Here is a 19,332-nt window from a genome sequence, read left to right on the forward strand (position 1 = left end):
CATGGGTCGTCCGGCGCGCCGTCGTGATTGGACACACCCAGCGTGACTCGGCCACCGATCGCGATATTTCGCCTGCGTCGCAACGCTTCACGGCGCAGCGCGGGTCAGCGGGATCAATGCTTCGCGGCTCCGCTGGGTGTCGCGACCGGCGGAGGTGGCTGGTGTGCTCGGGGCGGCCGCGCTAGCGTGGATGACTTCGAAACGGGGGAGTTGCGGTGGACTGTGGGCACCGAAAAGACAGTGGGCGAGTCGATGTGCTGTACGCGGTGCGGCACGGGCAGAGCACGGCGAATGTCGCTGCCGTAGCCGGGGTCTACCGCGAGACCGACGATATGGCGATCGACCTGACCGAACTCGGGCAGCGGCAAGCCGCGGCCGTCGGGCGGCGGCTGGTGGCCATGGCACCCGACGAGCGACCCGAACTGGTGTTGTGTTCCCCATATCTGCGCGCGGTCCGCACCTGGCAGCTGGCCGAGGCGGAATTACGTTCTGCGGCAATACCTTTGCCGTGCTACGCGGTTCACCCCAGCCTCTACGATCGGTATCGCGGTCAGCTCGCGCAGCTACCGTCTGCCGCTGTGCGGGAGCGTTTTCCCGAAGAAGCGGCGAAGGAAGCGCGCGATCCGCTCGGGTATCGGCCACCCGAGGGGGAATCGTTCCGCGATGTCGCGGCGCGGCTACGCGGCGTGGTGGCCGACCTCGCGGCCGATCGGCAGCACCGCCGCGTGTTGATCGTGGCGCACGACGCGGTAGTGCTGTATCTGCGGCAAATACTCGAAAACATCGACGACACAGCAATTTTGGCAATAACCGCCGAGGGACTCGCGGGCAATGGGTCGCTCACCAGCTGGCGGCGAATATCGGACGGCTATCGTCTGGAATCCTACGATGAGCGCGGGCACCTACCGCCGGAGTGAATTCCGCGGATATGCCGAAATCATGGCTCCAGCAAATTGTTTCGCATCGGCGCGGGTAGCGCGACGATCTGCTGCGAGATGTGGCGGCGGACCTGGCCGACCCGCAGTTCCGCGGGCAGTGTCTGCCAGACCTGCCGGATCAGCGCGCGGGCGTGCTCCGGATCGCCCTGCCGGGTGCGCATCGCCGCCATGTCCAGGTCGAGCAGCGAGCGCCCGACCTGATCCTTGTCGGCCATCGGCAGGCTGAGCATCCGCTGACGCAGTTCCTCCGCCGCGCGCCAGTCGCCGATCGAACTCAACGCGTGCGACTGGTGCCAGCGCAGGATGTATTCCGAAATACCCAGGTTGTCATCGGATTTCACGTCAGACGGCAGGTTCGCGAACATCCGCTCGGCGGCCTGCACCCCTTCGATCGCCTCCCGGCGCCGGCCGATCCGGGCCTGGATTCCCGCCTCCGCGAGCAACCCGAAGACCATAGCCGAATCCGGGCCCGCACCGCCGGACGCCTGCGCGGCGCGCGCCATGGCCAAGCCCTGATCCAGTGCGTGGCGGTAACACTCGTGCGTGTGCGCCATATGTCCGTGCAGCCACGCCTCCACTTCCCGGTCGCCGGCCAAGCGGGCGGCGCGGCGCGCCTTGTAGAACCACATGAACGTGTCGTGCAGATCTGCGACGTCGTTCATCCGAAAGGCGATGAGCCCGGCCAGAATTGCCTCGATCCGATGCAACCGCCGGTGCATGTCGGCCGAGTGGTCGGTCAGCTGCAACTGCTGGACCTGCGCCAGATCCCGCATGCGCGCCGGAATGTACTCCGAGGGCGGCAGCACATAGACCAGATACCCGCAGAGCTCGAGGCTGGATTCCAAGGCGCGCAGGATCTCCCACGCCGTCGGACCGCCTCGAACCACCGCGGGCAACACGATTCGGCGCTCGGGTTCGTCGTCGGTGTAGTCGTGGCCGAACCCGAGCCGGTCCGGCCGGGTACGGTACAGCCGACAGAGCGCGTCGAGGAACTGATACGACGGCATGTCCAACCCGGTCTCCCAGCGGGACACGCTCTGATGGGACAACCCGCGGCACGGTGATTCGATTTTGACGAGTTCCTGCAATTGCTGCGCGACGTCGACGAGCGTGAATCCGTAGGCGATGCGATGCGCGCGCAGCAACGACACCCCGCAATGCGCGCGCACGGCATGGACCGTCTCCCAGGTCGAAGACCCAGCGGCTTCGAATTCGCGTACGACACGGCGCCCGCACGCAATGCTGTGCTGACTGCTCACCCCTGCTCCAGATGACTGGCTATGCACTGAGCGGACGTGCGCTGGCCTCGGCAACATCCGCGCTTTCGACGGTATCCCTGAGCTGGTCCAACGTCCACTTTCCGGCAGTTCTGCGCGCGATACGTGCAAGCGATGCGGTGTCTCTGGCCTGGTCGGTGCGGCGGCGGCACGCTGTTGCGCATGAAAAGAATCAGAATCGTCGGTGGGGTCCCGGCGAGCCCGTGCCAAGCCGGTGAGGATGAGCACTCGTCATTCGTCACGCAGATCGCGCACGTGCTGACCGCTGTTGGGACCGTTGTGACCGCGTTGGCGGCCTTTGTCGCCTGCGCGGCGGCACTCAATACATTGAGCGTCACGGTATTGGCCGCGGCGTGGGTGGTGGCAGGTTGGCTGGCGCGGGGTCGTCGGTGCCACTGTGCCGCCGATCGAAAGCATGCCCGCAGCCACCATGTCATGGAGGGATCTGTCTAGTCCCCTGACAACCTGAGGTGCCTGCTCAGACGTAAGCGACACCTGAAAAATACCCGTCAGTACGGAACTGGCGGTGCGTCGCGCTGGGTAGGCTCAGCGCATCAACGGCACCGCGCTCGCACAACGCAGAACACTTATCGACCTGCGTGGTATCGGTGCGTTGATCTTGCTGACCGCGTCGTTCGCCATGCTCACCGTGTTCTCGCGGTATCTCGACACCGGTTTCACTGTCGCCCAACAAGTTTACCTACGCGCCGGTGTCGCATTCGTGATCGCGGCGGTCGTTTTCGGCCGCTGGATCCGATGGCGGGTGATACTCCACGCAGGTGCCCGGGAATGGTCGGTGATCGTGGTGCGCACCGTCCTGCTCTATGTCTTCGGAACGACGTTGTTCGCGAAGGCGGCGACGATGACGACCGTCGGCAACATCTCGTTCATCGCCGCACTACCGCTGGTCGCGGCACTCGGATTGCTGTTGCGCCGAGTGCCCGTGACCGCGGTCCGGGTGTTTTTCGTCAGCGGGTCCGCGATCGGGGTCGCGATCCTGTCCGGCTTCGGCATGAGCTGGGGCTCCGGCAAACAAGGCGACGCGATCGCTTTGGTCGCGATGGTCGCGATTTCGCTGAGCTATCTGGGCCGTGATTGGCACAGCGGAATCCTGAACAATTACGAGATCACCGCGTTGACCGTCGGTGTCGGTGCACTGGGTGTCGCATTGACCTCATTGTGCCAATGGGAAGGTCTGCCGCGGCTGCCGTCGGATGTTTCGCCGGCGATGCTGTGGACCGCGATCGGGATTGCGGGCGGGCTCAGCGTGCTGAACGTCTTCCTGATGAACTACGCCTTCGAACGCGTGGATCCGGTGCAGGGCGGCAATCTGCTGACCCTGGAATGCGTGTGGGGTCTGCTGTTCGGGTTGGTCTTCTTCGGTCAGGTGCCGACCTGGGCCGGGATCGCGGGCGGAGTGCTGATCGTGCTGTGCGCGGTGGGGCTCAATATCGCCGACGGGCGCGCACCCGCCGACGCGCAACGCGGCGAGTCGGTTCCGGTCCAAGTGGAACAGCGGGAACTCGAACCGCCGGATTCGGTGCAGTGGACGGCTTTGCCGACCGGTCCGGAACCGCTGCGAGACGACGAGTTGCCGCAGTATGCCGGTGTCGTCGGGCCCGTGTTGCCGGGTTCCGGCGCGGATTCGGAACAGCGCTGATTTTGCTACCAGGCGTCGTGTGCGTCCGCCAAACGTTTGAGGGACCGCTCGATCCAGGTGGTGAACTGTGCGGTGAGGTCCGCCGGGGTCGCCGGTCGGACGGCGATGTGCGAGCCGCGGGTCTCGGTGTAGCGGCCGTCGTCGGTGATGTCGTGCCACTGCAAGACCTGCCACGGCTCGGCACCGGTGTGCCAGGGCGCGGCGACCAGGACGGCGGTTCCGCCACCGTCGGCGGGACGCCCGAGCAGACGCTGATACTGCTCCCGCGGGGTTTGGCGGGCGACATCCTCGAAATAGCCGTTGCGTCGCCGGCCGATATCGTCCGGATGAAACGTTGCTGGTGCGGCGCTGCCCGGCGCGCACGACGGGATCGACTGAACCACCCGGGCGGGCAAGCTCTCCGGACGGAACATGCGCACGCGGATCGGCCCGTGCTCGGTTTCCGTCCCCGCCTGCATCAACGTGACCGCGCGATACGGGTTACGCGCGCCGATGATCCGATACTCCCGGAAATCCCCCGGCCCGGTGCTGTTCTTGTGTCTGCTTGTGCCACCGAGGATTTCGATCCGCAGCTCCGAACTACTCAGTGTGTGCAACGCCAGCTGGATCTCCTCCAGTTCGTCGGCCGAGTAGCGCTCGCGGACCGCGCGCCGGTGCGCCGCGAACTCGTCCCGCAGGGCGAACCGGCTGGTGTAGCGCAGCGGGCTGGGCAACCGGTCATGCGCCTCGGAGTACCAGAGCGACGCGAAATCGTCCGGCTCCCAACTCCACTCAGCCATTCCTGCTCCGGTCTCCTTCACCTGGCTCGATCTAGCCCGCGGGAAAGCCCGCGCGGGCCGCAACCACCCTCGTGCGACGTATGTCAGGTGGGGATATCGCCGCCGATCACGCCGCCGGGCACCGTCTTCGGGAACTCGCCGAGTAGTTCGTCGGTGTTCTCCTGCGTGATCAGATAGTCCGGGATCTTGTGTTCCTCGTCGTCCTCGGATTTGCCGCGAGCACCCGCTCCCGGCACGCCCATGCCGGACGTGCCTGCCGCGCCGCGCGCTGCGGTCGCTGCCGCAGCGGCCGGGGTGGGCGAGGTGCCGGGGGCGGTGGGGATACCGGTGCCGGGGATGCTGCGGCCTGGTTGGGGTGTGGTGCTCGGGGAGCCGGGGGAGCCGGGGCTGACCGAGGTGCGCGGGGTGCCGGGAGTACCGGGTGTGCCGGGTGTGCCGGGGGTGTACGGCGTGCCGGTGCTCGTCGGGACGGTCTTCGCCGGGTCCGTGGTGGTGCTCGGGCTTTGCGTTGTCGGGGCGGTGCTCGACGGCGTCTGCGTGCTGCTCGGGGAAGTGGTCGAAGCCGGGTTCGTCTGCTCCCCGGTCTTCGTCGGATCGGTCTGCTGCTCGGTAGTTCCCGGCTCGTCGGGCTTCCCGTCACCGTTCGTATCGCCAGGAACCGCGGAGTTCGTCGAACCAGGATCAGTACCAGGAGTTCTGGACTGCGACGGTTGCCCGCTGCTCGTGTTCTCGGCGTTGTAGCCGCCGGGGGGAGGGGCCGGGATGTCGATTGCCTTCGTTGGGCTGGTGGGGGTGGGAAGCACAGGGATCTTGCCGTCCATTTGACTGAACGGCTTCACATAGTGCTGATCCATTGCCTCCCGGGCCTTTTGGGTCTCCTCGGACTGCTCCCGCTGCAGATCCCACCGGCGCGGAGGCCAACCCCATGAGGTCCAAGTGATGATCACCGGATCCGGAATCGCCTTCTTGGTGTTCACGATCGCCGTTGCAGCGTCGCGAACCCGGGTGTGCAGTTCAGCCAAAGCAGGAGTCAGCGTCTGCGCATCACTGGTGTAGTTCGCTATCGATTCCTTCGATTTTTCCGCCGCGGGGCCGGACCATGCTTGTGCAATGGACGCCTGGATCGAGCGCGCAAAGGTCTCGACGCCCTGCTCCCACAGTTGATGCACCTGCCAGTACTTTTCGGCTTGTTCGATCGCGCTCGTGGTATCCAACGGCTCGAAAGCGTCCTTGATCTCCGGATGATCCCAACTGTCCGTGTGCTCCCCGCCGCCGGGAATCTGTGTCGGCTCGTATCCGCTCATCGACCGGTCCCGTCAGGAAGGAGGTATGGGCCGGCGGGGAGCTGCGCCGGTGGACGTTGCGGCAGGGTTTCGTTCAAATGAGTGAACTCCTGTGCGAATGCGCTGTCCGCCTGCATCATTCGCTCTCGGACCACCCGGTGGACTTCCTGGATGTCCTCGACGATTTTGTAATGCTGGTCCATGACCGCGTAGACGCTGTTGCCGTCCTTCGCGCCGTTGGCCTTTCCTTTGAACCGTCCGACCAGAGTGCTCGCAGACACCATGAGGTCGTTAGCCTCGCCGAGGCCCCAATGGTCTTGATTTGCTACCAAATCCATGGTTCGTTGGATCTTCTGTATAGCATCTTTGAAGTATTCGCAGTCGCGGTCAATATAGACAAAATCCTCGGCCTTAAGTTCGATCGCCAAGCGCCCTTCGCGTGCCTCAGTCAGAATGTTGGACATCGGCCGTGGCACTTCGATGCTGCTGTCGCTCATCTACCAACCTCCCTGCGAATCTGATCGGTATGTAGTCACACGCTCGCGGGCATAGTCGGTACTACCTTCTCGGTCAGCGTGCGGGCGAGTTGGCAGGTATCGAGTGCCCCCGTCTTTTTTCGGGACGGCGGATTGCTGAGGAAGACTTCCAGGCTGCCGCCTTTCATCTCCACATTCACTGTGCACACAGCTTCCGGATGGTCACTATTTTGGCGAGTAGAGATCGCGCGTCGCCCATTGACCGTGAACTCAACGGCATCTTGAAACTGCTTGTCGCGCACCATGTCAACGGTTATGTTCGTGGTTCGTATCGTCGGTGAGTAGCCGTCTGTCTGTATCCAGGCACAGCCCCGCCATTTTACGCCGCCCGCTGCGTTTGAATCTTCCTTGTCTTTGCTGCGAAGCTGCTCTGAATCCAGAACACTCTGAGGGATGTCATTGCAAGGGTCGTAGCCACTCGGTACGTCGGCAGCGAGGCCAGGTTTCGAACTGGAAGTGCTCTCACCCTTCCGGGACGTATCGGGGGCGCCGTCGCCCTCCGAGGGCCCACATCCCCCCACCACGAACACCGCACCCAGCACGAGGACCCCCACCCTCCAAGACTTCGACCTGCGCGTCATCAGATCCTTCGCCCGCCGGTGCCGATTCGGATCGCGCGGGGTCGGACCGGCTTTTCCGCCCCCTGTCAGCTCTCCCTGACGCTACCCACTGCGTCTACCTGCGTGCAAGCGTCCCAGCGCAGGTCGGCAGCCTTTTGGCACCCGCTCCCGAGGCGGTGAGCAGCAGGAGTCCGGATTGTCACGGTTGTGCGGCTCCGGTACTCCTGCTCAGCTCGCAGCCGGGGCAACTTTCAGGTCGCATACTCCGCCACGATCGATTTCACGATCGATTTGATGAGGGCCCGGCTGCGCGTTTCGTCGAGCGCGGCTCGCCGCAGACCGTCGTAGATCTGCTGGTATCGCCGCACATCGTCGGCTTCTTCGAGGTACTGGGCGTCGAGGTGCCCGTGCAGGTAGACGATCGGCGGTTCGGTGAGCTGCGTCGTTGGGTGGCTGGGGAATTCGAGGATCATGAAGGGGCCGACGGCCAGTCCGCCGTAGGCGGTGTCGAGCGGGATCACCCGGATCGAGACGTTGCGTAGGTGTCCGGCCCGTGCGAGGTGCCGCAGCTGAGCCGACATCACGGTCCGGCCGCCGATCGGGCGCCGCAGGCTGCATTCGTCGACGATCGCCTCGACGCGCAACGGGTCGGCGGGGTTGCTCAGCCGGAACTTCCGGCGGCCGAGCAGTTCGATCTGTTGTTCGACCGCCTCTTCGGTCAGGCCGGGCGAACTCGCCTCGAGCAGCGCGCGGTGGTAGTCCGCGGTTTGTAGCAGTCCGGGGATCAATGTCGCGTGGTAGGAAATGGTCCGCGTCGCCGCCTCTTCCAGGCCGAGGAACGTGCCGAAATGCTTCGGGACGGCGTCGCCGTAAGCATGCCACCATTCGGTGCGCCGGGTTTCCCCGGTGAGCTCGAGCAGCATCCCGGTGACGTCTTCGTCCGCCCCGTACACCTGGCACAGTCGCTCGATGAACAATGGATTCAACCGCACCGGCTGCCCGGTCTCCATCCGCCAGAGTGTTTGTTTCGCGACACCGATCGACGTCCGGGCGTATTCGGCGGTGACGCCTGCTTTTTCGCGAAGCTCGCGTAATTGGCGGGCCAGAATGCGGCGGGACAGGGTGGATCCGGTGGGGGTCACGGCAGTTCCCTTTCGTAAGGCTCACTATTGGCCAGGTTGCAACTGGAACCTCTAGGACGGGAATCCTGGAACCCTGTGAATTTTCTCCGCGCCTCGCTGTCGAGACGTTCCCGCCGATCAATCCCCGGTGCTCTACTGAACGCGCGCCCCGGTCCGTGTCATCGAAGTCCTGAAACCTTATCGGCGACAACGGGTCCAGGTCCACACCGACCGGGCGCACCAAGCGACCGATCGGGGGAGTTGACGTTGACCTTGTACGACCCGGCGCGGGCCGGCCTTCGTTGTGCCTGCGTAGCGGCGAGGACAGTGCGGTGAGCGGGCTGCGGGACGCCATCGCGGCAACCGACGGCCCGAGCGCGCAACTGGGGAGCCAACTGGGGAATGACCCGCTGCCCACGAGAAGTGAAGTGCTGCAAGCTTGTCGGGATTCCGCGAGCACCGGCCATCCGTTGCTGCGCGCCGCCGGTGAGTTGACCGCGCTACATCGGCGTAGATTGATCTTGGCACGCCGAATCACCGGGGAGATCGATGAATACCGTGCTCAGCAGGTCCGCGCCATCGACCGGTGGGTCGCGCCGCGGCTACCGGTCGCGCACGGCGGCGCCTACCTGCACACCGAGACGATCGGCGCCGTACTCGACCGGCTGGCCCGGCTCACCGCCTGCGCCGAAGCCGCGCTGGCCGCCGAATCCGACTGGGACATCTGGTTCGCCTGGGAGCGGCTGGCCGAGTTGGCGGTCGGCTACGAAGATCTCGTCGCCGAACTCGCGACGGGCCGGCGTCGCCTGCCGAGCGGATCCTGATCATGAATTGTATTCGCACGGTAACGATTCGGGTTGGCAGTCTCGGGTATTCGTGAACCGATAGAGCGGCGTCTTCCGGTCGGTTAACCTGCCGGAGATCGTTCGATAAGCCGAGGGAGTTGCCGGTGATCGTGGGCGGCAGACGGCAATGGTCGACCGTGGCGGTGATAGGCATGGTTGTCATCACGCTGTGCGGCTGCGGCACCATCACCACGGGAGACACCGTACAAACCAGCGTCGAAGTCAGCGCTCCGAAAGCCGCGAAGGCCTCGTCGGGTATTCCCGGCTCGGCCGAATTAGCCGCTATCGCACCAGGTACCGGCGATCTCATGGCGCGAATACGGGCCACCGACGCGTGCACGCTGTTGAATCGCGATATCGCCCAACGCCTCGGCACATTCCAGAATTTCGACCGTGCTCCCGGTTGGGAGCGCGGTGGCAGTTGGACCGGCTGTGGCATGTCCATCGCCGCGGCCGACGATCCGGACGCGATCTACTACTTCAACGTTGAACTCGACAAGTTGTACACCGCCGACAAGCAGGCGCTGGACAAGCCCGAGCTGATCAACGGCCGCACCGTCTACCGCAGCGCGGTCAGCGACGACAGCAGGCCCGACGCGTACCGCTGCGACTACCGAATCCCGGCCGACGACACCGGTTTCGCGCACACGGTAGCCGTCGCCAAGGTCACCGGCCCGAAAAAGACACCCGTCCCGTGGTCGCAACCCTGCCAGTTCACCAAGGGGTATCTCGCCGCCACCCTCGACGGCCTCCTCGCCCTCCCACCCCATCCCATCGCCGAACCGACCGGAAGGTCACTGGCGCAACGTGATCCGTGCGCCGCCGAACCCCAGATCAGCGCGCAGTTCCTCGGCTGGAAAATGACCTCGGTCGGCTGGAGCAAGGCCTACAAGTGTGCGATCACCATCGTCCAGCCGGGCGGTTCGCACCGCGTGACCGTCGAGGTCTCGTTCGAACGAAACAACGAGCAGATGGTGAAAACCGGCGAAGTACTACGGCTTCCGTCCGGTGTCGACGGCGGCCAATCCATCCAGTACGGCCGCCACCTCACCCTCGAGGGTCTCACCGGCACCGAACTGCGCACCGTCCAATCCACCGACCCCACCCGCCAAAACACCAGCTGCGCAATCACCCTCAACTACCGGCGCGCCGACCCGCCCACCGCCAACAACGCCCACCTCATCCACGTATCGATGAACATCGCCCCCGCCAGCCCACCCTTCCCCTTCGACGCCTGCGCCCAAACCAGCCAGATAGTTCCCGTGGTCCTCCGCTCGGTGCCCTAGGTGGTTGCACTCCGGCGCGGCGGTGCGCCTGTGGTGCAAGACAACTACTGCTTCATCAACTGATGGTCTTCTCTGCGCTCACCGGGTTGCCGTCATCATCGACTTCTTCGTAGTCGATGGCGAAACCGATGTTGGCCTGCCGGCATTGTTCGACAAGCTGATGCAATCGATGCACCGCTGCCTCGACCGAGCCGTCGATGTGGCCCTCGAGTAGGAAGTAGTCAGGAGAACTCGGCGATTCCGCTTCGTAACAGAGAAGCTCGAAGCCGTCGGCTTCGTAATACGTCTCCCAGCCGCGGCGAGGTCGCATCCGCAGGGTGTCAGTTGACAGCCATGCCCGCAGCACCTGCTCCACGATCTCAGGATCACTCGTTTCGAGGCTCCCGTGGAATGACGTTCTCAACGTGTGTCTCCTCGTATCTCACCTTCGCGACTACCGTTCGCGCGGCGCCTTGCTTCGTCCTCACCGTAGATGATTCTGACATCACGATTCAGCCGCACGGCCATGCGTACCGAAGGAGGGTGAAATTCAAGCATCAGTGTGTTCTCGACTCCGTCCCATTGTATCCACCGGGACGGACCCTCGGCCTGGCTGGTTGGCTCCCCGTAGGCTGCACTGAGAGCGGTTGCTATGCGATCGAAAGCATCATTCAGTTCGGAGTACTCGTTGCTGGGTGCGTCCAAGGTTGCCACCGGGATGTCGATGAGTTCGGCATCGTTTCCGCGCCCACGGATATAGCCGTAGCCTGGAACAGCGCCGATGTCGAAGCTCAGCTGGCCAGGTACCGCGCTTTCCAATGTCCAGAACATTGTTGGCTCGCCCAGTCCGAGCAGGTCGTCCATCCGCCATGACCAAATCATGTTCCGAAGTCCGCGCGCTAAGGTAACAATATCATCGGCATTTAATACCGATTGCCGGTTTGGTGGAATGGGTAGCGGGGCTAGTGGTAGCGGGTCGATCAAGATACCTGCCAGATTCGCGCGGTTCATCGGCGTTGCAAGTTCGCTTCGGAGGTAGCGATTAACCACTTGATCTGCCCGCTGTCGCTTTATCGGATCGATGATATCGGTGGGCCCCAGCTGTCGCAGGCTGGGAACCACGTAAATATTGGGATCGAGAGCTGGCTTCGGTTCAATCGTTGGCCGGTATACGTCGGATTCTTCAGCCGTTGTAGGAGCAAATTGCGAGCTTCTGGCCCATGCTGATTTTCTCGCACTTGGGTCAGTCTCGATGGCGGAAACCTGTTGTACTTGGAAAGTGAACCCTAGTGAGCAGCAGCTCGATTCGATAAGACGCCGCCACTGGCTGCAATCGGTGCCCGGTATTGCATCCAGCGTGACGGTGTATTCGTCGGACCTTGTGCGTACCAAAGTCAGAACCATAGCGGTGATCGTTGAATATTTAGAGTGCTGCTCAGTGCGGCGCCCCAACTCGGTGCCAATCGGATCTGTGGCTTTTCCAGATGCATTCAGCCCTATTGACTGCCTCAGTTCATCTAAATTTGATTCGTCTAGAAACCCGCAGAGCGTAAGCTTGAGTTGATTCTTCAAGAACTTCACGTCACATCCATCCCGGTCCGGCTGGGCATGCTCGGGGCAGTGTTGGTATTGCTTTTGTCGCTGCGGCTTTCTGTAGTCACCGTTCCCGTTCCCGTTCGCGCTCGAGCACCTGACTCTCGCGTGCTCGTGTCACTTCCGGAGTTTTTGCTGGTGCCTCTCGGACAGCTTCGCGCGCCTCGCGCGCCTGACCGAGCTCCGCGAGGAATCGCTGTGCGACAACCTCGCTAGGGAAACCACGCTCGATTTGCTTGGCCGCTTCTGCATAACGACGTGCCTGTGAGTCGTACGGAATTTCTATCCGCTCAGGTCCTGATTCGTAGATCAGGATACCCCTTTCGATATCTCGGCCAATGGGCTCACTCGTTCTGACCAATGCGTAAACATTGTGATCGATGGTCTGCATTCGGTCTACATTGAGTTCTAGCACCCTGGTTTGCTTAGTAAGCTCATTGTGATTGCGTCGAGCCTGCTCTCGATGTATGACGTCAAGGGAATGTCCATACAGTCGATCACGCTCGGATTCCAGTATTTGAGTCGTGATCGCTACCTGCTCAGGGCTGAATCCGAGATGCTCGATCGTAACCGCGTCGATCGCGCGTTCGGCTTCTAGGCTGCGTTGAATCTGCATGTGCGTTTCGCGGACTTGTATGGGATCTGGTTCTTGGTGGTTCGTAATGGCATGTTCGACCTGCCGTATCTGTTCCTGGATCTGCGCGAAGGGCTGAACATCTGCCCTCCTGGTCGATTCGCGTGCTTCCAGGACCTTTTCGGTCGCTTGCCGTGTGAATTCATCCCGAAGCACGGTTCTGACGTTTTGAAGAGCGTCGTTACGCTCAAGGTTTAGTGCTCGGGTCACGAGCTGTTCATGGGTGGGATGCAGGGCTAATTCACGAATTGTGCGAGATTCTACTTCCTGTTCGTACCGCACAACTCGTTCCACGGCATCGAAATTCTGCAACACTACAACCAGATCGGGATTCCTGCCCTGTGCTGTGATGACGCCGATTTCATTCGCGAGATTGATTTGATGCTCGATGAATTTGGCTCGACCTTGGGGGTATGTTTCGCGACCTTCGTGTATTATCTGGACCGAGCTCTCGGTGAGTAGGCGTTCGGCAACTTCTAGCTGTGCGACTGAGGTTATGTTCTGTTCGGCGATATTTAAGCGCACGATCTGGTCGGCAATTATTTCCGTTTCGCCCAGGTTCAATTCGGCTAATGCTGCCAGTCTCTGGTCGAGCTCGAACTGTCGACCTGCGAAGAGATATTCTCTCGCGGTAGCAAGATCTCTACTTGCTTCGGATAGCGGTGCCCCGGATTCGAGGGCCCTCCAAGCTCGGTCGATTGCCTCTTTGCTGCGTGCGTGCTCGATCAGCGCCTCGCTGTCCGATATATGGTTGCCGGCTAGCTCGGCGGCCAACTCCGCGATTTCGCGCTGATCGGGGTCTAATCCTTCCAGGACTCGGGCGCGCTGTTCTGAGACTTCTTGGGCGAGTTCGGTTATACGGTCCGCGACTGGCCCGATGCCGCGGGCCGGTGGTAGGTCTTTGCGCTCGGGAGGTATTGGGGCCGCAGTGCTGTCAGGCTCCCCCGGGATACGGTACAGATCCTGGACCTGGCGCCGCGCTTCCTGTTCGCGAGCTTCGTTCAGCCGATCAACAATAGCCTGTGTCTGATCTCTGTCGGTTGTCTCTATTATCGGTAGCTCGGGGCTCGAATCGAATGCGCTGTCCGGTACAATAAGTGAGATGTCTTCGATATTGAGTTCTGGATATTTCGCCTGAAGTTCCTTTCCGGCTGCTTTCAGCGGCTTGGATATATCTGAGGTCGATCTGATTACACCCTTGAGGACCGCGTTTGAGAAGGTTTTCGCCTGGCCATTGTATGCGTCGCGATTGGCATCGATATGTTGGGCGAGGTCCCATATCTCGGAACGTGACAGTCCTTTCAAGCTCAATGGCACGCCGGACGAAGTTTCCGTGGGTCTAAGGGCGACACGGCCGTCGAAGCGGTTAGCTAATATGTCATGGAATCGGTCGCGGTCGATAATTATCGCAAAATCGACATCGTTAGCATCGGGTCTGCGTAGTGCGGACCCTTGAATGAATGGGGCGAAGTCACTCAGTCCTGCGCGGTCCAGGGCATCACGGAAGTCTCTAGCGAAAGCATTGAAGTGCTCTGCGCTTTCGAACCTGAACGGGTATCCACGCTCGGCAACAATATTCGCCCAGTTTTCCATCTGGCGTGCGAGAGTCTCTGCGGCGAGAGGCTTTGCGATTCGCGATCCAGTCTGTATCAGATCGGCGATGCTCCGATCGCTAAGGCCGAGCTGACGTCCTTGCTCAACCAGTTTTTGCAGTTCACGGTCGCTGTAATTGATTGAAAACTTCGTCGCCTCATCTGCAATCCGGCTGCGGATCTGGTCAATGATCTCTCTGATGGGAATCTGCTTGTCAGTAATCGCTTGGTGATGGGCGGTGTCGACCGGCTGATCGGGCGATCGTTCCTCAGCTGAATGCTGTGGACGAGTATCCTGCCCCAGGTTAGTTATCCGAAGTTGCTCCTCGAATAGTGCGGCTGAACGAGAGTTTTCGCTTGCGGGAACGGGATGTTCGAGGGGTCGGTCGTTTCGGGTGTGGGGGTCGGCGTGCCGGAATGCCTCTTCGCCCCGCTTGGACGATTCGGGGTCAACCGTCTTGGGAATGGGGTGCTCCGGAGGCCGCTCGTTTCGGGTGTGTGGGTTGGCGTGCCGGAATGCTTCCTCGCCTCGTCTCAAAGCCTCAGGATCCGAGACGGTGGGAGTTTCACGCGGTGCAGGCCGGTCGTCCGGTGTCGGGTGGGCGATCCGATGTTCTTCGGCGAAGCGGCTCGCCGCGTTCGGGTCGTCAGCCCGTTCGACGTGAGGTGTGTCCGGGCGGTTGTGTGCAGTGGGGTCGATGTATGGCGGGTACTGGCGGCCGCCGGTGTCTATAGATCGACCTGAGCGATCCCGCCTGCTTCCAGGGTCGTCCGGAGGCGCGTCGGAGGCGAGGCTCGGGGCTATCGGTTGATCAGTGTTGTGCGCTGAATTCAGAAGGTGAACGTCCCTCGTTGGGGCCACGTACCGTCCGGATTCCGGTTCGCGTGGGCCCAGGCTGTCGTCTGTGCGCACGCGGGATGGATCGCTGGGGTGTTCGTTCGTGAACGGAGTGTCTGCTTGTCGATGATCAGTTGGTGATGGGTGGGTGGTTCTGTCGTAGATGATGCTTGGACCAGGTACTCCAGTTCGGTCTGGTCTTCCCGTGTTCGTTCGAAGGTCACTTCCCACTGGGGTGGATAGACTTGCCCGCCCATCGGCGGTCGACCGGTCCGCTTCGCCTCGATGTAGTTGTCCATCACCATCCTGACCGACCAGCTCGGGTACTCGATTACTACTCCGGTCTCGGAATCGATCACTAGTTTCGTCAGCCCGAGTCCTTGTCCCGCCGTTATCTCCTCGTCGGTCAGGATCGGAAGCGCCACCCAGCCGTTCTCGAACTGGAACAGCTGGTGTTCCCGCTCTGGGCCGAAGATCTGTGCCAGGTATTGCTCCACTTGGTCGCTGGTTGGAAACAGCTCCGGCATTGCGCGCTCCTCGGTCGGGTGGGATCGGGGTAAACCAAACTCCGGACGAATCGTCGACCATCCATGCTGGCGGGTGGTCGGAGATAGCGCCGGATTGCGGGCACCACCACAGCGGTCCGGCTGCGCCTGGCGGGTAAACAATGACTGTGGCATGAGACCCGGCAGTGATCGGGTCTCCGTTTTGGTCGTATCGGAGTTCCCCATTCCGATCACGAGCAGCCCATTCGTTGACGACGAGAGCTGCTGAGCCTGGACCGAGATGGGCGATCCAGTTGTGTACCGAGTCGAACTGTTCGGAGACTGTCAGCCCTCGGTTGTTGTAGCCGGTAAGGCCGCTGCCCAGCCAGTTCGCGGCACGCTCCAAGCCGCCGCGCTCGCCGCTGCGGATGTCTACGGCGCCATTGGGAAGTCGATCCAGCCAGCGTGGCAATGCGACCTGTGGGCGACCGAAGAATGAGGACAGTGCCGCCAGTGCGTTATCGAGGCAATTGTTGCCGCGGCCCGGGCGGGTCGGCCCACCATCGTTGATCAACTGACCGTATGGATGTGTTCGAGGGTCTGCCCCTCGTATGAAGCGGTCACCGTCGCGTAGCGCGTCTTCGACCGCTGCCTGGTAGGCATCATTTTCCAGGTCGCGCAGCCGATGATGGTCGATCACTCGGGTGCCGGGGAGGTCGGTGAAGCTGCTCGGGGTATGTGCCGCGGCGATGTCGTTGCTGATTTGGCGCAGGTCTGTCGCGGTGAGTCCGGGGTGGGTGCCGGGCTCGTTCGAGAGCAGGCCCAATTGTTGACGGATGTTGTTGGCCAAGGTTTCTGGGCGGGCGTGGACCGACCAGTTGCTGAGGTCGCCGGGGGCTTGGGTGACGTTCGCCTGGAGGTGGGCGGTCGAAGCGTCTGTGGTGAAGACGAGGTCGACGAGTAGGCGGTCGCCGTTGAGCAGACGTGGTGCGGTGTTGAAGGCTTGGTCGGTCGCGCGTTGTGCCGACTCCATCAGGTTCCGGATCTCCCACGGCGAGGCGTAGGGGCCGGGGGTGAGATGCACCCGGACGCTGATCACGCTGATGCCGCGGTCGGCGTAGCGCCGCACATCGAATGACGGCGCGTTGGGGGAGAACGGATGGCGTGCGGGATTTACCTCGGTGACTCGGTCGGAGTCGGGCCGTTGGTTGCGGAAGAACTCGCGGGCTGCGCGGACCTGATCCTGGTGAGTCCAGGCAGGATTCGGTGGGCGGTGAGCCTGCGCCGGTGACTGGTTCGGTGGGGTTTCGCGACCGGGTTGGCGGGACGGTGGCAGGGACTCCGGGGCGCGGGCGATGAAGTTGTCGATGACGGGGCTGGGATTGCGGCGAGGTTGGTCGGGATGGGTTCCCGGCTCGGAATCACGCTGTGCCCGAGTTTCACTCGGTTGTGGGGTACTGGTCGGTGCCCCCTCGCGCGGCCACCAGTCGGGCAGCCGCGCCTGTCGTTGGTGGAAGTCGGGGTCGAGATGGCTATAGCCGGGCGGTAATGCCGAGACACTGGGTTCGGTGTGGTACGGCACGCTTCGATTCGACGTCGAATGTGGTTGCGTGAGAGCGGTACTCGGCGCACTCTGGGTGGCGTCAACCGGCGCCGTCGAATGCGCTGGGCGCGGAGCGGAAGTCGATCCGGTGTCGGTCGGCGTCGCGAGGGTGGTCGCGGACGGATCTACGAGGCGATCACGCCGTTCGGCGGCCAGGTCTTCTCGCGTTTGGCTCTGATCAGAATCTGCCCCGCGGCGGAGCGGAAAATCCCGTCCTCCGGTTGGGCCGTCCGGACGGTGTTGTCCGTCTTGTCGATGATCAGGCTCCGATCGAGGTTGTCCCTCGTCTCCCCGAATCGGTACTCCACCTCGGTAGGGTCGTCCCTGATCTGGTTGAAGTAGATCAGCAGTGCCATCTTCTGCTCCCCAGAGGGTGTCGTATCGCTCGCCGGTACGCGGCGGGATGTCGGTGGACCAGTTGTGGTCGACGTTGGCGTGCGCGTGCGCATCCTGATACGTCGATCCCGGATGTGCGTTCAAGTAGGTGGACTCGGCGAGTTCGTGCTCGAGCAACACCATATCGGCAGGTAGTGGCCTGCCCGAGCGCAGCCGGATCCAGGCCTCGGCAATGCCGGGATCGGCGTCGAACCTGCGGTGCACGATGTTGTCGTCGTAGTCGCGGATGGGGTGTTCCGTGCGGAACAGGTGGTTCTTGATCTGGTCGATCTCGGAGCGGGTGAAAGTGGAACCGTCCGCGCGCGGCTGGTCCGCTAGGTGCTGGGCGATGTCGTCGATGTCGTTGTCGCCCGTGCGGAACTGGTCGTAGGCTTCTTCGGCCCATTCGAAGGCGGCGTAATCGTCGCGTGGCCGGACCGCGCCGCCGGAATGGGAAAGACCATCGGCTGCGGGATCGTCTGGCGTGGGGTCCGTGGGCGGGGTGCGATCGGACGGATCGGAATCGTCACGGTCCCACCCGTCCGAACGCATTGATGCTTCGGCAGCATCTGTTCGAGTCTGCTCGACCGCAGGCGGACGTTGGGTGCTCGGAGTAGCGGTGGGACTGCTCGGCACCGCACGGGTCGGATCCGCTGTGGTCGGGCTCATCGGTGTCGTGCGTGCTGAGTCCGGCGCAGGGTTCGGCTGAGGACGAGCGGGATCCGACGGACGAGCGGGTTCCGACGGACGAGTCGGCTCGGCGGACAGCGGTGCCTGCGTTGTGCTGGGACCGCGCGCGGGATCCGAAGCCAGGTTCGCCGGCCCAGCGCTGGTGGAGCCGAGAGGAGCAAGGGGTGGCGTGACAGCACGAGGTCCTGGCACTGGACCAGCCGCCACCGGTGTCGAAGTCGCCGGTGTTTGTGCCGGATTGGCCGCCTGTGCCGGATTCGCGGACTGCGCGGGCGTCGCTGCCTCGGCCGTGGGCACGGTCGCGCGAGGTCCGGAGTCGGCAGCGGGCGCATGGGTCGACGGTGGGCTGATGGTCGGAGCTGACGCGGTGGTGGTCGAGACGGGAGCAGTGGCGTTGGCCGAACTTTCGGCCTGGTGCGGCGCAGAAGCGGCCGTGTCCGGCAGCGGCAGAGCCGTCGTCGACGATTCGAATCGATCCGGAGATGTCCCGGGTGTCGTCGGCGCTGGACCATTGTCCGTCGGCGAAGTGGTCGCCTGCGTCGGTTGACCTGCAAGCGAGTCGGCCGGCGCCGGTTGGGGACTATGAGCTGAGACCTGTTGCCCGGCAGGCGAATCGGGTGTCGTATCGGCGGAATGCTGCGTTGATACTGGCTCCTCGGTCGTCGGCACCGATGCTTGCGGCGAGTCTGCGACGCTCGAAATCCCTGAGGCGGCAGTATCGGGACCAGCACCAGTACTCGGCGTGGATGGACTCGAATCCTGTTGACTGACCGGGTTGTCCGTGGCGATGCCGGATTGGGCGGGTGCGACCCCGTCGGTGACGGACGGGTTTTGCGACAGCGGGTTGCTCGTCGCCGATTCCGTGGGCGCGTCTGCCACCGGGGTGGCTGGTGTGGCCGGATCGGTTCGGGTACCAGCATTTTCGGACGGCGCTGTATTCGACGCCGGATTCGTGGATTCGTTGTGGTCTGGCGCGGGTACCTGATTCGTATCGGGGAGGTTCGCCGGAGACGTGGTGTCGGCGGACGCAGGCGTTGTGCTGTCCGGCGCAGGAGCGCTCTGCGTTTCGCTCCGTTCAGCTTGTGCTGCGGGCTGAGTGCCTTCGGGTTGCTGCGTGCTCGGGGCAGGCGGAGTGTTGCCCAGATCTTCGATACTCGGATCGGGCGTGGGTGCATCGGTATCGGAGTGGTGATTGCCGGCCGCGTGGACACCGGCCGGAACACCCTGGGCCGCAGAAGAAGTGATGCTGTCGAGGGTG

General features: G+C 63.0%; 14 protein-coding genes and 1 pseudogene. 5 read left to right on the top strand and 10 right to left on the bottom strand.

From position 1 onward, the window contains the following. Positions 1-215 precede the first annotated feature (215 nt). Positions 216-917, top strand: a complete 702-nt coding sequence (locus TY25_RS08240; protein WP_081868750.1) for a histidine phosphatase family protein — start codon at positions 216-218, stop codon at positions 915-917. 20 nt (positions 918-937) lie between these two features. On the opposite strand, the gene TY25_RS08245 is transcribed toward TY25_RS08240, so the two are convergent. After that, positions 938-2,107 carry a helix-turn-helix domain-containing protein gene (locus TY25_RS08245; RefSeq protein ID WP_042255328.1) on the bottom strand — a complete coding sequence of 390 codons (1,170 nt, stop codon included), beginning with the start codon at positions 2,105-2,107 and terminating at the stop codon, positions 938-940. Positions 2,108-2,828: 721 nt separating this feature from the next. Between TY25_RS08245 and TY25_RS08250 the strand changes: the two genes are divergently transcribed. Beyond that, positions 2,829-3,875, top strand: a complete 1,047-nt coding sequence (locus TY25_RS08250; RefSeq protein ID WP_042255329.1) for a DMT family transporter — start codon at positions 2,829-2,831, stop codon at positions 3,873-3,875. A 5-nt stretch (positions 3,876-3,880) separates the two neighbouring features. Here TY25_RS08250 and TY25_RS08255 read toward each other — a convergent pair whose 3' ends face one another. The 5 genes from TY25_RS08255 to TY25_RS08270 all read right to left on the bottom strand — a co-directional run bounded on the left by TY25_RS08255 (position 3,881) and on the right by TY25_RS08270 (position 8,175). After that, positions 3,881-4,654 (bottom strand): ESX secretion-associated protein EspG, encoded by a 774-nt coding sequence (locus TY25_RS08255; protein ID WP_042255330.1) that lies wholly within the window; start codon positions 4,652-4,654, stop codon positions 3,881-3,883. Positions 4,655-4,737: 83 nt separating this feature from the next. Further along, positions 4,738-5,958: a WXG100 family type VII secretion target gene (locus TY25_RS08260; RefSeq protein WP_042255331.1), complete on the bottom strand. Its 1,221-nt coding sequence runs from the start codon at positions 5,956-5,958 to the stop codon at positions 4,738-4,740. Continuing rightward, the gene (locus TY25_RS08265) at positions 5,955-6,434 is read right to left on the bottom strand and encodes a hypothetical protein (protein WP_042255332.1); all 480 of its coding nucleotides are present in this window, start codon (positions 6,432-6,434) and stop codon (positions 5,955-5,957) included. Before TY25_RS08265 ends, TY25_RS08260 begins: the two co-directional genes overlap by 4 nt. Before the next feature lie 35 nt (positions 6,435-6,469). Beyond that, positions 6,470-7,054: a DUF3558 domain-containing protein gene (locus TY25_RS41530; protein WP_081868752.1), complete on the bottom strand. Its 585-nt coding sequence runs from the start codon at positions 7,052-7,054 to the stop codon at positions 6,470-6,472. Positions 7,055-7,284: 230 nt separating this feature from the next. After that, the gene (locus tag TY25_RS08270; RefSeq protein WP_042255333.1) at positions 7,285-8,175 is read right to left on the bottom strand and encodes a helix-turn-helix domain-containing protein; all 891 of its coding nucleotides are present in this window, start codon (positions 8,173-8,175) and stop codon (positions 7,285-7,287) included. A 311-nt stretch (positions 8,176-8,486) separates the two neighbouring features. Between TY25_RS08270 and TY25_RS08275 the strand changes: the two genes are divergently transcribed. Both TY25_RS08275 and TY25_RS08280 read left to right on the top strand, forming a co-directional pair. Beyond that, positions 8,487-8,978 carry a DUF4254 domain-containing protein gene (locus TY25_RS08275; protein ID WP_081868753.1) on the top strand — a complete coding sequence of 164 codons (492 nt, stop codon included), beginning with the start codon at positions 8,487-8,489 and terminating at the stop codon, positions 8,976-8,978. A 173-nt stretch (positions 8,979-9,151) separates the two neighbouring features. Next, the gene (locus TY25_RS08280; RefSeq protein WP_156055061.1) at positions 9,152-10,285 is read left to right on the top strand and encodes a hypothetical protein; all 1,134 of its coding nucleotides are present in this window, start codon (positions 9,152-9,154) and stop codon (positions 10,283-10,285) included. A gap of 55 nt (positions 10,286-10,340) precedes the next feature. Here the strand turns inward: TY25_RS08280 and TY25_RS08285 are convergent, their stop codons facing one another. From TY25_RS08285 to TY25_RS44860, 4 genes and pseudogenes are all read right to left on the bottom strand, one after another. Next, entirely contained in the window at positions 10,341-10,640 is a 300-nt protein-coding gene (locus tag TY25_RS08285) for a hypothetical protein (protein WP_042255335.1), read from the bottom strand. A 44-nt stretch (positions 10,641-10,684) separates the two neighbouring features. Beyond that, positions 10,685-11,845 carry a DUF6301 family protein gene (locus TY25_RS42490; RefSeq protein WP_146154052.1) on the bottom strand — a complete coding sequence of 387 codons (1,161 nt, stop codon included), beginning with the start codon at positions 11,843-11,845 and terminating at the stop codon, positions 10,685-10,687. Between the two features lie 3,069 nt (positions 11,846-14,914). Beyond that, positions 14,915-15,652: an SUKH-4 family immunity protein gene (locus TY25_RS44855; RefSeq protein ID WP_500797168.1), complete on the bottom strand. Its 738-nt coding sequence runs from the start codon at positions 15,650-15,652 to the stop codon at positions 14,915-14,917. Beyond that, positions 15,549-18,053 (bottom strand): annotated as a pseudogene (locus TY25_RS44860) (toxin glutamine deamidase domain-containing protein); the annotation flags it as partial. The gene TY25_RS44855 and the pseudogene TY25_RS44860, both read right to left, overlap by 104 nt. Positions 18,054-18,423: 370 nt before the next feature. Between TY25_RS44860 and TY25_RS42500 the strand changes: the two are divergent. Beyond that, positions 18,424-18,621: a hypothetical protein gene (locus TY25_RS42500; protein ID WP_156055065.1), complete on the top strand. Its 198-nt coding sequence runs from the start codon at positions 18,424-18,426 to the stop codon at positions 18,619-18,621. Positions 18,622-19,332 lie beyond the last annotated feature (711 nt).

The organism is Nocardia brasiliensis NBRC 14402, assembly GCF_000308475.2.
Classification (GTDB): domain Bacteria; phylum Actinomycetota; class Actinomycetes; order Mycobacteriales; family Mycobacteriaceae; genus Nocardia; species Nocardia brasiliensis.